The sequence below is a fragment of the Enterobacter sp. TCD1-1 genome, from assembly GCF_020567405.1.
Taxonomy (GTDB): domain Bacteria; phylum Pseudomonadota; class Gammaproteobacteria; order Enterobacterales; family Enterobacteriaceae; genus Enterobacter; species Enterobacter quasiroggenkampii.
On the sequence record NZ_JAJCXF010000002.1, the window covers coordinates 372,040 to 386,763 of the forward strand.

General features: G+C 56.7%; 8 protein-coding genes. 3 read left to right on the forward strand and 5 right to left on the reverse strand.

Annotated elements, in window-relative coordinates:
• Positions 1-40 precede the first annotated feature (40 nt).
• The gene (locus tag LJA86_RS14670) at positions 41-1,681 is read right to left on the reverse strand and encodes a dihydroxyacetone kinase subunit DhaK (protein WP_229226349.1); all 1,641 of its coding nucleotides are present in this window, start codon (positions 1,679-1,681) and stop codon (positions 41-43) included.
• 137 nt (positions 1,682-1,818) lie between these two features.
• Here LJA86_RS14670 and LJA86_RS14675 point away from each other — a divergent pair, with 137 nt between their 5' ends.
• Positions 1,819-3,321 (forward strand): helicase HerA-like C-terminal domain-containing protein, encoded by a 1,503-nt coding sequence (locus tag LJA86_RS14675; protein ID WP_008502820.1) that lies wholly within the window; start codon positions 1,819-1,821, stop codon positions 3,319-3,321.
• Here LJA86_RS14675 and LJA86_RS14680 read toward each other — a convergent pair.
• Complete coding sequence (locus tag LJA86_RS14680) at positions 3,301-4,242, reverse strand: TIGR01212 family radical SAM protein (protein ID WP_229226361.1); 942 nt, start codon at positions 4,240-4,242, stop codon at positions 3,301-3,303. The two genes, LJA86_RS14675 and LJA86_RS14680, sit on opposite strands and share 21 nt — an antisense overlap.
• Positions 4,243-4,929: 687 nt before the next feature.
• Between LJA86_RS14680 and gltB the strand changes: the two genes are divergently transcribed.
• Positions 4,930-9,390 (forward strand): glutamate synthase large subunit, encoded by a 4,461-nt coding sequence (gene gltB / locus LJA86_RS14685; protein WP_048225139.1) that lies wholly within the window; start codon positions 4,930-4,932, stop codon positions 9,388-9,390.
• Between the two features lie 9 nt (positions 9,391-9,399).
• Positions 9,400-10,818: a glutamate synthase subunit GltD gene (gltD, locus tag LJA86_RS14690; protein ID WP_014833470.1), complete on the forward strand. Its 1,419-nt coding sequence runs from the start codon at positions 9,400-9,402 to the stop codon at positions 10,816-10,818.
• Between the two features lie 65 nt (positions 10,819-10,883).
• On the opposite strand, the gene LJA86_RS14695 is transcribed toward gltD, so the two are convergent.
• From LJA86_RS14695 to LJA86_RS14705, 3 genes are all read right to left on the reverse strand, one after another.
• Positions 10,884-11,558 carry a DUF1120 domain-containing protein gene (locus LJA86_RS14695; protein ID WP_229226350.1) on the reverse strand — a complete coding sequence of 225 codons (675 nt, stop codon included), beginning with the start codon at positions 11,556-11,558 and terminating at the stop codon, positions 10,884-10,886.
• Between the two features lie 185 nt (positions 11,559-11,743).
• Positions 11,744-12,304 carry a hypothetical protein gene (locus LJA86_RS14700; RefSeq protein WP_048028813.1) on the reverse strand — a complete coding sequence of 187 codons (561 nt, stop codon included), beginning with the start codon at positions 12,302-12,304 and terminating at the stop codon, positions 11,744-11,746.
• Entirely contained in the window at positions 12,301-14,715 is a 2,415-nt protein-coding gene (locus LJA86_RS14705; protein WP_229226351.1) for a fimbrial biogenesis outer membrane usher protein, read from the reverse strand. The genes LJA86_RS14700 and LJA86_RS14705 overlap by 4 nt, the downstream gene beginning before the upstream one ends.
• Positions 14,716-14,724 lie beyond the last annotated feature (9 nt).

The following is a 14,724-nucleotide window of genomic DNA, read 5'->3' on the forward strand; positions in this document are numbered from 1 at the left end:
GACAGTGCCGGGTAATGGCTTCGCCTTACCCGGCCTACTTTCACTGCTGCGCCAATACGTTAAATACTTCCGCTACCGCGACCGCTCCCGGATCCATCACCCCATCCAGGTTCTCTTTATTGACGTACGACGAGCGTCCCGCGCCGGCTTTCGCCATTTTCGACGTTGCTTCTGCGCCCTGCTGCGCGGCCTGCGCTGCCGCCTGAATATTGCCTTTCTGTAACGCCTCCAGCGCCGGTTGCAGCGCATCGATCAGCGTGCGATCGCCAAGATCCGCTCCGCCGTACTGCTTCATCTGCGCAAGTCCGCTGAGCAAGGCCTCCGGGAGCGTCTGACCATCGTGAAGCTTTTGCCCGGCCGCGGTGAAGAAGATCGACATCAGCACCCCGCTCGACCCGCCCATCACCGTAGCCAGCCGCTCGCCAACCAGCAGTAGCAGCTTAGACACGTCATTAAGCGGGAGCGTGTTCTCTTCCAGGCGCTGCGCAATATCCCGCGCCCCTTGCGCAAAGGTAGAGCCGGTATCGCCATCCCCCACCCTGGCATCCAGCGCGTTCAGGCGGTTTTCCAGCTGGATCAGCGTTGTCGACACGGAGGAGACAAACGCACGCACCTGCGGATTGTCAGAGGGGGTATACTCCACACGGTCATGAATGGCGCTATGCGCCACGGTGCGCAGTGGCGCAAACGCGACGGGCTTCTGCCAGCCGAGCGTCTCGACGTCGGCGTGAATCGCCTTTTCGAAGAAATCGTTGAGCTTCAGCAGCGTCAGAGAAAAGCCTTTCATATCCAGCGCGCTGACCAGCGGCGCAGGGCCAATCAGGTACGCGATACTCTCTTTCAGCGCCGAATGCGCCAGCTCTTTGGTCAGCAACGCCATCTCCAGCGCCGATACGCCGCCAAGATTGTTAATCAGCACCGCAAAACGCCCCTCACCCGCCTGCGCGCTTAACGGCTTCACCAGGGTGTCGATAATGGCTTTGCTGTTTTGCGTATCCACCACGGAAGCCCCGGGCTCGCCGTGAATGCCCAGGCCCAGCTCGACATGGCCTTGTTTAATGCGCCCCTCTTCATCGTCGCTGCCCGGCAGGTTGCAGGTTTGCATCGCCACGCCCAGGCTCCAGAGGTTATCGCAGGCCTGTTGCGCAATATCCCGCACCTCGCTCAGCGATTTCCCCTGCTCCGCCGCATAGCCCGCAATCTTGTGCACCAGTGCCGTACCGGCAATACCGCGCGGCTGCTTGTTATCCGGCAACGCGATATCGTCTGCCACAATCACCATCTCCACCTTCAGGCCGTAGCGTTTGGCCTTTTCGGCCGCCAGGCCAAAGTTCAGGCGGTCGCCGGTGTAGTTTTTGACGATCAGCAGACAGCCGCGATCGCCCGTGACCGCGACAATGGCATTCAGCACCGCATCTACGCTCGGCGAGGCAAATAGATCGCCGCACACTGCCGCCGTCAGCATCCCTTTGCCGACAAACCCGGCGTGTGCGGGTTCGTGGCCTGAGCCGCCGCCGGAGATCACCGCCACGCGGCTTTTGTCCCAGTCGCCGCGTGCGACGATCCTGATGGCCGGATCGATATCAAGCTTGACGAGATTGGCATGTGGCGCAGAAAGCAGTATGCCTTCAATGGCATCGTTGACCAGCTGTTTGCGATCGTTAAAGAAGAATCTGGACATAGTTTCCCACTATTTTGTGAACCGTATGCAAAAGCATAGTCCGCGCTGGATAATGCGCCGCAAAGTCAGGAATTTACTCAACCAAATTGCTATCAGGTTGCCTATACTCCACCCAGGACTAAGAGAGGAAGCGCATCATGAGTACACCATTGTTAATTGCCCGGACGCTGGAAAAAGAGCTCTATTTACTGCCCGCGATGGCGAACCGCCACGGTCTGATCACCGGCGCGACCGGGACGGGGAAAACCGTCACCCTGCAAAAGCTGGCGGAGTCGCTTTCGGAGATTGGCGTACCGGTCTTTATGGCTGACGTAAAAGGCGATTTAACCGGTGTGGCTCAGGAAGGGACGGCCTCTGAAAAACTGCTCGAACGGCTGAAGAATATTGGCATCACGGACTGGACGCCCCACGGTAACCCGGTGGTGGTGTGGGACATCTTCGGTGAAAAAGGCCACCCGGTACGCGCCACCGTCTCCGATCTTGGCCCGCTGCTGCTGGCCCGTCTGCTTAACCTCAACGACGTGCAGTCCGGCGTGCTGAATATTATCTTCCGCATTGCCGATGACCAGGGGCTACTGCTGCTTGATTTCAAAGATCTGCGCGCCATTACGCAGTACATCGGCGATAACGCCAAATCCTTCCAGAACCAGTACGGCAACATCAGCAGCGCCTCGGTGGGCGCTATTCAGCGCGGGCTACTGACGCTTGAGCAACAGGGCGCTGAACATTTCTTTGGTGAACCCATGCTGGATATCAAAGACTGGATGCGCACCGACAGCAGTGGCAAAGGCATTATCAACATCCTGAGCTCAGAGAAGCTCTACCAGATGCCGAAACTCTACGCCGCCAGCCTGCTGTGGATGCTCTCCGAACTCTATGAACAATTACCGGAAGCAGGCGATCTGGAAAAACCGAAGCTGGTGTTCTTCTTTGACGAAGCGCATCTGTTGTTTAACGATGCACCTCAGGTCCTGCTGGATAAAATTGAACAGGTTATTCGCCTGATCCGCTCCAAAGGCGTCGGCGTCTGGTTTGTCTCGCAAAACCCGTCGGATATCCCCGACAACGTGCTCGGGCAGCTCGGCAACCGCGTGCAGCATGCCCTGCGCGCCTTTACGCCGAAAGATCAGAAAGCGGTGAAAGCCGCCGCGCAAACCATGCGCGCCAACCCTGCCTTTGATACCGAAGCGGCGATTCAGGCGTTAGGCACCGGTGAAGCGTTGATCTCGTTCCTCGATGCGAAGGGCAGCCCGTCCGTGGTGGAACGCGCCATGGTCATTGCACCTTGCTCGCGCATGGGGCCGGTGACCGACGATGAGCGCAACGGCCTGATTAACCACTCTCCGGTTTACGGGAAATACGAAGACGAGGTGGATCGCGAGTCCGCGTTCGAGATGCTGCAAAAAGGGGTCCAGGCGACAACGGAATCGCAGGATGCACCTGCCGCTAAAGGGCAATCAGTCGCCGTTGATGACGGCATTCTCGGTGGGCTCAAAGACATTCTGTTCGGCAGCACCGGGCCGCGCGGCGGCAAACGCGACGGCGTAGTGCAGACCATGGCGAAAAGCGCAGCCCGACAGGTCACCAATCAGATCGTGCGCGGCATGCTGGGGAGTTTGTTAGGCGGCCGTCGCAGGTAAATGGGGAACCCACGGGCGGCCCAGCGCCGAACCCTGTACGCCGTTCTCCTGCAGGTAGCGGTCTATTTCCACCATCCCCGTCCAGCGGTTCTCACACCACAGCGGTGCCAGAAGCGTTGGACGGCGGGCGCTGGCCGAGATGCGGTGGTAGACAATCTCCGGTGGCGTGTGGCGAATCATCTCCCCCGCCGTCACCGTATAGTCCTCAAGCTCGATACCGCTTAACCGCCCGGCCTCCCAGGCTTTCGCCATAATGCTGCCCTTCACGATATGCAGCGGATGCAGCTTGATGCCGTCCACGCCGGTTTCAACGACCCTTTCCAGCGTTTCAAGGCCATGCAGTTGACCTTCGCCGGGTAACCCAACAATCAGGTGCGAACAGACCTTCAGCCCGCGCTCGCGGGCCAGCCGCGTGGTGCGTTGGTAGCAGGCAAAATCATGCCCACGGTTAATACGGTGCAGCGTTTTGTCATGTGCCGTTTGCAAGCCCAGCTCCAGCCAGATCTCGTAGCCTTGTTCTTTGTACTCGCTGAGCAGGTCCAGCACCGCGTCCGGAACGCAGTCCGGACGCGTTCCCACGCACAGCCCAACGATACTGGCCTGGCTGACGGCCTGCTGATACATCGAACGCAGTACCTGCACCTCCGCCCACGTGCTGGTATAAGCCTGAAAATAGGCCAGATACTGCTTCGCGCGGTTCACCAGGCTGGCCTGGTGGGCAAGCTGCTCAGCGATAGAATGGTGCTGCTGCGCCTCATCGGCAAACGACGCGACGTTACAGAAGGTGCAGCCGCCGCGCCCGATGGTGCCGTCGCGATTCGGGCAGCTAAACCCGCCGTGCAGCGTCAGCTTATGAACCTTTTGCCCGTACCGCTGCAAAAGATCCCCACCAAACATATTGACTAATTTCTGTAACTGCATAATCTGATAGACCGTCCCGGAGAAAGGGGACAAGCCTGCCATTTTTAGCCTCTGTCGGCGATGACCTGGATCAATCGCCCTGGACGGCCTTTATCTATATGAATAAATACTCAGAATTACTGCAATTTCATTCACGCCGTGCGTGATTACTTTTCCTTATGTTCTGATTGTTTTTTTCATTTATAGCGCCAGCACTGAAAAACAGTGTGTTTATGCGGGTTTGCAGACAATGCCAGATTATTGTTCTGCTATAAAAGCGCTATTCAGCACGCTACATTGATAATACCGCTTTCATATAGTGAGTCAGATCACACTCCGCTGCGCTCTTTCAGGGCATTCAATCAATGTAAAATTAGTTAAATAACCTTTAAATACAAACAGATAATCTCTCTTTAGCACATTTTTGTATAAATAAGATTGCCATTTGACCTGTGTACCAATTCCCGATAAGTTGGAAATCCGCTGGAAGCTTTCTGGATGAGCGGCCTGCTCATCATATTTATGCAGTAATTGAGACTCCCTCTGAAGCAAGTCCTCAAACTTGTTTACCTGCGCGAAAGGATGAAAAAGAGGGCGAATGCGAGGTCCGCGTATGAAACGCAAGCCCCGTCGCCATGCTCTTTCTGTGCCTGTGCGCCACGGTAAAGTTCAGTGGGAAGCCCGACGAGCCTGGGGAGGTTCACTGATATGTTGTACGATAAATCCCTTGAGAAGGATAACTGTGGTTTCGGCCTGATCGCCCACATAGAAGGCGAACCTAGCCACAAGGTAGTGCGTACTGCTATTCACGCACTGGCCCGTATGCAGCACCGTGGCGCCATCCTTGCCGATGGTAAAACCGGCGACGGTTGCGGCCTGCTGCTGCAAAAACCGGATCGTTTCTTCCGCATCGTGGCGGAAGAGCGCGGCTGGCGTTTAGCCAAAAACTACGCTGTCGGCATGCTGTTCCTGAATCAGGATCCTGAAAAGGCTGCCGCCTCACGCCGCATCGTCGAAGAAGAACTTCAGCGTGAAACCCTGTCGATTGTCGGCTGGCGCGATGTGCCAACCAACGAAGGGGTGCTCGGTGAAATCGCCCTCTCCTCGCTGCCTCGTATTGAACAGATTTTCGTCAACGCGCCTGCGGGCTGGCGTCCGCGTGATATGGAACGCCGTCTGTTTATTGCCCGTCGCCGCATTGAAAAACGTCTCCAGGACGATAAAGAGTTCTACGTCTGTAGCCTCTCTAACCTGGTGAACATCTATAAAGGTCTGTGTATGCCGGCTGACCTGCCGCGCTTCTACCTGGACCTGGCGGACCTGCGTCTGGAATCGGCCATTTGCCTGTTCCACCAGCGCTTCTCCACCAACACCGTACCACGCTGGCCGCTGGCGCAGCCGTTCCGCTACCTGGCGCACAACGGCGAGATCAACACCATCACCGGTAACCGCCAGTGGGCCCGCGCCCGTACCTATAAATTCCAGACGCCGCTGATCCCCGATCTGCACGATGCTGCGCCGTTCGTGAACGAAACCGGCTCGGACTCCAGCTCGATGGATAACATGCTGGAACTGCTGCTGGCGGGCGGGATGGATATCGTGCGTGCAATGCGTCTGCTCGTGCCGCCGGCCTGGCAGAACAACCCGGATATGGATCCTGAGCTGCGCGCGTTCTTCGACTTTAACTCCATGCACATGGAGCCGTGGGATGGTCCGGCGGGCATCGTCATGTCCGACGGTCGTTTTGCCGCCTGTAACCTGGACCGTAACGGCCTGCGTCCGGCGCGCTACGTCATCACCAAAGACAAGCTCATCACCTGTGCCTCTGAAGTCGGCATCTGGGATTACCAGCCAGACGAAGTGGTCGAGAAAGGCCGTGTCGGTCCGGGCGAGCTGATGGTGATCGACACCCGCGGTGGGCGCATCCTGCACTCCGCCGAAACCGACAATGATCTGAAGAGCCGCCACCCGTACAAAGAGTGGATGGAGAAAAACGTGCGTCGTCTGGTGCCGTTTGAAGATCTGTCGGACGAAGAAGTGGGCAGCCGCGAGCTGGACGATGACACCCTCGCCAGCTACCAGAAACAATTTAACTACAGCGCGGAAGAGCTGGACTCCGTCATCCGCGTGCTCGGTGAAAACGGCCAGGAAGCGGTCGGCTCGATGGGTGACGATACCCCGTTTGCCGTGCTCTCCAGCCAACCGCGCATCATCTATGACTACTTCCGTCAGCAGTTCGCACAGGTGACTAACCCGCCAATCGATCCGCTGCGTGAAGCACACGTGATGTCGCTGGCCACCAGCATCGGTCGCGAGATGAACGTCTTCTGCGAGGCCGAAGGCCAGGCGCACCGTCTGACCTTTAAATCGCCGATCCTGCTGTACTCCGATTTCAAACAGCTCACCACCATGAAAGAGGAGCACTACCGCGCCGACACGCTCGACATTACCTTCGACGTGAACGAAGCGAGCCTCGAAGAGACGGTGAATGCGCTGTGTGACAAAGCCGAACAGATGGTGCGTAACGGTACCGTGCTGCTGGTATTGTCCGACCGCAACATCGCGAAAAACCGTCTGCCGGTACCGGCCCCGATGGCAGTGGGCGCTATCCAGACGCGTCTGGTCGATAAGAGCCTGCGCTGCGACGCCAACATCATTGTTGAAACCGCAAGCGCGCGCGATCCGCACCACTTTGCCGTGCTGTTAGGCTTTGGCGCGACGGCGATCTATCCGTACCTGGCCTACGAAACGCTGGCCCGTCTGGTGGATACCCGCGCGATCGACAAAGATTACCGCGCGGTGATGCTGAACTACCGTAACGGCATCAACAAAGGTCTGTACAAGATCATGTCCAAAATGGGCATCTCGACCATTGCCTCCTACCGCTGCTCGAAGCTGTTTGAAGCGGTCGGCCTGCATGACGAGGTCGCCAACCTCTGCTTCCAGGGCGTGGTCAGCCGCATCGGCGGCGCCGGTTTTGCTGACTTCCAGCAGGATCTGGTGAACCTGTCCAAACGCGCCTGGCTGGCACGTAAGCCGCTGGATCAGGGCGGTCTGCTGAAATACGTTCACGGCGGCGAATACCACGCCTACAACCCGGACGTGGTGCGCACGCTGCAGCAGGCGGTTCAGAGCGGCGAATACCGTGATTATCAGCAGTACGCTGAGCTGGTGAACAACCGTCCGGCGGCAACGCTGCGCGACCTCATTGCCCTGAATCCGGGTGATGAAGCGGTCAGCATTGACGACGTTGAGCCGGCATCCGAACTGTTTAAACGCTTCGATACCGCGGCGATGTCCATCGGCGCCCTGAGCCCGGAAGCCCACGAAGCGCTGGCGGAAGCCATGAACAGCATCGGCGGTAACTCTAACTCCGGCGAAGGCGGTGAAGATCCGGCCCGTTACGGCACCAACAAGGTGTCCCGTATCAAGCAGGTGGCATCCGGCCGCTTTGGCGTGACGCCAGCGTACCTGGTCAACGCCGACGTGATTCAGATTAAGGTCGCTCAGGGTGCGAAACCGGGCGAAGGCGGTCAGTTACCGGGTGATAAAGTCACGCCGTACATCGCCAAACTGCGCTACTCGGTACCGGGCGTGACGCTGATCTCCCCGCCGCCGCACCACGATATCTACTCTATCGAGGACCTGGCGCAGCTGATTTTCGACCTGAAGCAGGTCAACCCGAAGGCGATGATCTCCGTGAAGCTGGTTTCCGAACCGGGCGTCGGCACCATCGCGACCGGCGTGGCGAAGGCCTATGCGGACCTTATCACCATCGCCGGTTATGACGGCGGTACCGGTGCAAGCCCGCTCTCCTCCGTGAAATATGCGGGCTGTCCGTGGGAGCTTGGCCTGGTGGAAACCCAGCAGGCGCTGGTGGCTAACGGTCTGCGTCATAAGATCCGTCTGCAGGTGGATGGCGGTCTGAAAACCGGCCTCGACATCATCAAGGCGGCGATCCTCGGTGCGGAAAGCTTCGGTTTCGGTACCGGTCCAATGGTCGCGCTGGGCTGTAAATACCTGCGTATTTGCCATCTAAACAACTGCGCAACCGGCGTTGCAACCCAGGACGAGAAGCTGCGTAAGAACCACTATCACGGCCTGCCGTTCAAAGTGACCAACTACTTTGAGTTCATCGCACGCGAAACCCGCGAGCTGATGGCGCAGCTGGGCGTGAAGCGTCTGGTAGACCTGATTGGCCGCACCGACCTGCTGAAAGAGCTGGAAGGCTTCACCGCCAAGCAGCAGAAGCTGGAGTTGAGCAAGCTGCTGGAAACCGCGCAGCCGCATCCTGGCAAAGCGGTCTACTGCACCGAGAACAACCCGCCGTTCGATAACGGCGTGCTGAACGCGCAGCTGTTGCAGCAGGCGAAGCCGTATGTGGACGACAAGCAGAGCAAAACGTTCTGGTTTGATATCCGCAACACCGACCGTTCCGTGGGTGCCTCCCTCTCCGGTTACATCGCGCAAACGCACGGTGACCAGGGGCTGGCGGCCGATCCGATTACCGCGCACTTCAGCGGTACCGCGGGTCAGAGCTTCGGCGTGTGGAACGCAGGCGGTGTTGAGCTGTACCTGACCGGCGATGCCAACGACTACGTCGGCAAAGGCATGGCGGGTGGTCTGCTGGCGGTGCGTCCTCCTGTCGGCTCAGCCTTCCGCAGCCATGAAGCCAGCATTATCGGTAACACCTGCCTGTACGGCGCGACCGGCGGTCGTCTGTTCGCAGCAGGTCGTGCGGGCGAGCGTTTTGCGGTGCGTAACTCCGGTGCCATCACCGTGGTGGAAGGCATTGGCGATAACGGTTGTGAATACATGACGGGCGGGATTGTTTGCGTTCTGGGTAAAACCGGCGTGAACTTCGGCGCAGGCATGACGGGTGGTTTTGCCTACGTCCTGGATGAAGACGGTGAGTTCCGCAAACGCGTGAACCCGGAGCTGGTGGAAGTGCTGGACGTTGACACGCTGGCTATCCACGAAGAACACCTGCGCGGTTTGATTACCGAACACGTGCAGCATACCGGTTCTTCGCGCGGCGAAGAGATCCTGGCGAACTGGCCAGCGTTCTCTGCGAAATTCGCGCTGGTTAAGCCGAAGTCCAGCGATGTTAAAGCCCTGTTGGGTCACCGTAGTCGTAGCGCAGCAGAGCTGCGCGTGCAGGCGCAGTAAGGAATTCAGATGAGCCAGAACGTATACCAGTTTATCGACCTGCAGCGTGTTGATCCGCCAAAGAAACCGCTGAAGATCCGTAAAATTGAATTTGTTGAAATCTACGAGCCGTTTTCAGAAGGCCAGGCCAAAGCACAGGCAGACCGCTGCCTGTCCTGCGGTAACCCTTACTGCGAATGGAAATGTCCGGTACACAACTACATCCCGAACTGGCTGAAGCTGGCCAACGAAGGACGTATTTTCGAAGCCGCCGAGCTCTCTCACCAGACCAACACCCTACCGGAAGTGTGCGGCCGCGTGTGTCCTCAGGACCGTCTGTGCGAAGGTTCCTGTACGCTGAACGACGAGTTCGGCGCGGTGACCATCGGCAACATCGAGCGCTACATCAATGATAAAGCGTTTGAGATGGGCTGGCGTCCGGACATGACCGGCGTGAAGCAAACCGACAAGCGCGTGGCGATTATCGGTGCGGGCCCGGCGGGCCTGGCCTGTGCGGACGTGCTGACCCGCAACGGCGTGAAGGCGGTGGTCTTTGACCGTCATCCGGAGATCGGCGGCCTGCTGACCTTCGGTATCCCGGCCTTCAAGCTGGAAAAAGAGGTCATGACCCGTCGCCGCGAAATCTTCACCGGCATGGGCATTGAGTTCAAACTGAACGTGGAAGTGGGCCGCGACGTGCAGCTCGACGACCTGCTGAAGGATTACGACGCCGTGTTCCTGGGCGTGGGCACCTATCAGTCCATGCGCGGCGGTCTGGAGAACGAAGACGCGCCGGGCGTGTACGACGCGCTGCCGTTCCTGATTGCCAACACCAAGCAGATCATGGGCTACGGCGAAACCGCCGATGAGCCTTTCGTCAGCATGGAAGGCAAACGCGTGGTGGTGCTGGGCGGCGGTGATACCGCGATGGACTGCGTGCGTACCTCGATTCGTCAGAATGCGGCACACGTGATCTGCGCCTACCGTCGTGACGAAGAGAACATGCCGGGCTCTAAGCGCGAAGTGAAAAACGCACGTGAAGAGGGCGTGGAGTTCCAGTTCAACATCCAGCCTCTGGGTATTGAAGTGAATGCCAACGGTAAAGTGAGCGGCGTAAAGATGGCGCGTACCGAGATGGGCGCACCGGATGCGAAAGGCCGTCGTCGCGCCGAGATCGTGGCCGGTTCTGAACACGTGATCCCGGCCGACGCCGTGGTGATGGCGTTCGGTTTCCGTCCTCACAGCATGGAATGGCTGGCGAAGCATAGCGTTGAGCTGGATTCACAGGGCCGTATTATTGCGCCAGAAGGTAGCGATAACGCGTTCCAGACCAGCAACCCGAAAATCTTCGCCGGTGGCGATATCGTTCGCGGTTCCGACCTGGTGGTGACGGCGATTGCCGAAGGCCGCAAGGCGGCTGACGGGATACTGAATTACCTGGAAGTGTAAGAAAAAAAGGGAATAAACCTTCCGGTTTATTCCCTTTGCTAAATAAAGCGTAATTAAAATATAAATTACAGATATTTCAGCGTAAAAGTTGCCTGCCCATCAATGCTGGTATCATCGGTAATTGCCAGCGTCGTGGTGTCCTGAATCGCAAGCGAAATAGCCATTGGTACAACGGCCTGAGTAAAGGCCAGTGGTGCCGTTTCTCCGGTGGTTGCAACAGTCACAATTTCACTGGCGTTATTCTGCATCAGCGAACCCACGTTAGACCAGGACGTTCCATTATCAGAGCTATAGGTCGCCCCGACTGCGTTACCATCCGCCGTTATGCTGTCGGTTTTAACAAACATGCTGTAGTTACCAATCTTCACGTTGCCTGCCGTGGTATTCACGCCAAACAGGTTTACCGGCTGGAGGACGTCAACACCGGCTACGGTACCGTTTTTAACGACCACATTCGCCGCCGTGCCGCTACGGTCATCATTCACGCTAAAGCCCACTTTGACAGGCGCCTGGCAGTTAATCGTCAGGGAGAAGTCTTTTTGTCCCAGTTGGTTAACTGCGGTGGCGCTCAGCGAGCCCAGATTGACGGTGCCGTAGTCAATGGTGCCACCGCCGCTCAGCGTTGGGATACAGGACGAGTTAGTTAACGTACCTTTTAACTTCAAAACGGCGCTCGGGTCAGCTGCAAATGCAGAAGAGACACAAAGAGACAGAACAGTTGCAAGCCATACTTTTTTCATTCGTTAATCCTTAACGTTTAATCTATTTATAACAAACCAATTACGGCATTCATGCCGTTAAATGAATATATATCTTTCCTCACAACGCATTCACTTATCAGAAAGGATAAAAATATTCATTTCATCGACGATAAAAATAATGAAGCTTATTTTCTCTTCATGATTTTTATTTATTACCCGAACCGCTACTTCGTCAGCAGGGTCCAGGTTAAATCACTTTCCAGTGCGGTTTGATCGGTGATGCGGCTAAACGCATTGTCATCCAGCACGGGTGATAGCGTCACCCGGAAATTCATCTGCTGGCCTGAAGGCACCTGATTATTATCAACCGCAATAACCGCTTCATTATTACGCACATAAAATGGCGAAGGCGTGCCGCTTTGCGGAGTAAAATTGAGCTGGTCGACCGTTTTACCGACGGTATAATTTTTACCATCGACGGTCATCTCATCGATTTTCACCGCCATTCCGCCAGACTGGCCGAATGTGAAGCGCCCTTTATCGCCTGCCGTCCCCTGCAGCAACACCGCCATTTGCTGCGGCTGCGGACAGTAAACGTTAACGTTGAGGGTACGGTCCGCCATTTTGTGCCAGTTCTGCTGGGTTTTATCGATATTATCTCGACGCATTTCATGGTAATCCACCACTGGCTGCGAGAGCGTTATTTGGCAATCTTCCGCATGTGCAGTCGCCGCGAAGAAAAGTATCCCCAGCGCGGTTAATCCAACTGTTTGTTGATAATTCATCGGCATACTCCGTTTACTTCTTCATAGAAGGCATCTTCATCGCGTTTCTCTGGAAGAGAGAAATCGAGTTTGCACAGACGATTGTTGTTGGCATCCATGGCGTAGAGCGCCGATAGCTGATCCGCATCGTTGATAAAGACATGACCATCATCAACGACCGTAACAATGTAGTTGCCCTTCTCATCCACGACCGTCAGCCCTTTTTTCAGCGGCTGACCATCGGCTTGCTTCATACGCAGCATCACACGACGGCTGTTTAGCACCCTGAAGTCAAGCTCGCTGACTGAAGCGTGACCTGCGGCGATATATCGGGTGCCGTTTGCCAGCGTCATATTCTGCGGCAGCTTGTTGGCATCCACTTCAATACGCGAATTGCGCCACTCGTTTAGCGAAGGTACGACCGCCTGTCCCCAGGCATCGGTCCAGACCGTACCCTGTGGCGTGGCGATTTCTACCCCGCTTTTCTTCTCGCTCAGTCTGGCAATGGCAAAGGTATCGCGAATCGCATACGGCGAGAACGTCACGCCATTTTTGTGCATAGCGATGCCGCCCGCCAGGGTGGCGTTATAGTTACGCTGATTATCACCGCTGGTGCCGCCACCCACGCTCAGCTGGGTATAGTGCAGGTTGGTGTTGATGTTACCGTTGAAGCTATTATCACTGGAGGACTGGTCACGATCCGCGGCGATATAGTAGTGCGTGTTGTCGCCCAGTGAGCCGCTGTTGGCGACACCGTAAGTGGTATTGTCGCCCTGCTTGCGCATGTAGGTGCTCACAGATTGCCCTGGACTCAATGGAATGCTGACGTTGATGTACAGCATTTCATCATCCTGGTCGTCATCGACGTTGCCCACGGCGCTTTGCCAGTTGGCAGTCACGCTGGCATATTTGAACGTCTTACCCCACGACAGAAGCAGATAGCGGGAATCTTCATAGTCCCCGCTGCTCTGGTTGTAATTGAAGCCTGCTGAGAAAACGCCTGCCAGATCGGATGAAAAATGTACGCTGCCGGAATAGGCGTTATCGTATCCCTGGTAATCGTCGTCCATTGCTTCTGCCATCTCACGATAGCCGCCGCTGTAGTGCGTCGCGCTGGTGGAAAGCGAGACATGGGAGGAAAGCGTAAGGTCGCTTCCCAGCTCGGTTTTAAGGCCACTGTTGCTGTCACCAAACGATTCCTGGCTTGCCGCAACCGTCGTGGAGACAGACCAGAGGTCGTTGATCAGAAAATCGGTGCGACCGCCAGCCGCCTGGTAATCCTGAGCGGCAGTACCGGAGGCCAGAAGGTTCATCCACGGGAAAATGCGCCAGCCGTCGGACACGTTCATCACCAGCGGATCGCTGTAGTCGCTGTCGATGCTGCGCACCTGACCCGCTGACACGGTAAGCCCCTGCGGGCGTGAAAGGTTGCGCTGCTTCACGGCGGCTGCAGGAACAATAAAGTGATTCGTTGAGCCGTCAGACTCCACGACGGAAACGTCCAGATCGACGTTGTTACGCGCAATCGGGACGTCATCCAGCGTAAATGGCCCCGCGGGCACGAGCGTACTGAAAATCAGCTGATTATTCTGGCGAATCTCCACGCGAGCCTGGGAAGAACGGGCAATGCCGGACACGCTGACGCCGCTACCGTCTCTTGTCAGCCCGTTGGTCGGCATAAGCTGGATGCCGGTAATGGGTATGCCGCTCAACACATTAGACAGGGCGTTAATTTCACCGACCTGCATGGTTAACTTCTGCGGGACAAAAACATGCTCCGCATAGGTGTAAATGCTGTCGGCATTTTTCTTGCCATTGTCATCCGTCAGGATGTAATTACTGCGAAGCGACCAGTCAAAAGCGTTGAAACCCGCTTCCAGATTGGCCTGCGAGTAGCGGGAATTGTCGCTACCGCCATATTCGTTACGGGTGCTGAATAGCGAATAGTTGAGCATCCCGGCGGCACCGCCGTGCTGGAAGTTTCGGATATCCGACGACAGGCTGTTTACCGCTTCAGGCGGCAGGTATAACTCAACGGCTTCCTGGTTTGGCAACGCGTTGATCACCGCTTTCGGGTAATCGTCACGGATGTCATGGCACGCCTCGCCTGCCTTCAGCGGAACCGGCATAAGACCGGCGAAATCAAGCAGATCGTTATCAAAACACAGCACGCCGTCCTTATCGAAACGGACGGCGGCCATGCCGCGATCTTCACCATTCACTTTGACGTTCACGGAATGGGTTCCGGGCAGAAAACGCGGTGCTTCAGCGAAGTAATGGTTCAAATCGCTCGTTAACCCCAGCGTTTTCATTACTCCCGTATCAAACGTCACTTCCCTTGCGAGTACGGAAGCGGAGTCAAACATCATCAGAGGCAAGGTGCCGCAGAGAACTGCGCGGACACAAAGTGCAATACGGCTTTTTTTATTCACCGTTTTATC

Coding starts and splice junctions, on each gene's coding strand:
- LJA86_RS14680 (WP_229226361.1), bottom strand. CDS start 4,242: ATGCAGTTACAGAAATTAGTCAATATGTTTGGTGGGGATCTTTTGCAG.
- LJA86_RS14695 (WP_229226350.1), bottom strand. CDS start 11,558: ATGAAAAAAGTATGGCTTGCAACTGTTCTGTCTCTTTGTGTCTCTTCT.
- LJA86_RS14700 (WP_048028813.1), bottom strand. CDS start 12,304: ATGAATTATCAACAAACAGTTGGATTAACCGCGCTGGGGATACTTTTC.
- gltB (WP_048225139.1), top strand. CDS start 4,930: ATGTTGTACGATAAATCCCTTGAGAAGGATAACTGTGGTTTCGGCCTG.
- LJA86_RS14675 (WP_008502820.1), top strand. CDS start 1,819: ATGAGTACACCATTGTTAATTGCCCGGACGCTGGAAAAAGAGCTCTAT.
- LJA86_RS14670 (WP_229226349.1), bottom strand. CDS start 1,681: ATGTCCAGATTCTTCTTTAACGATCGCAAACAGCTGGTCAACGATGCC.
- gltD (WP_014833470.1), top strand. CDS start 9,400: ATGAGCCAGAACGTATACCAGTTTATCGACCTGCAGCGTGTTGATCCG.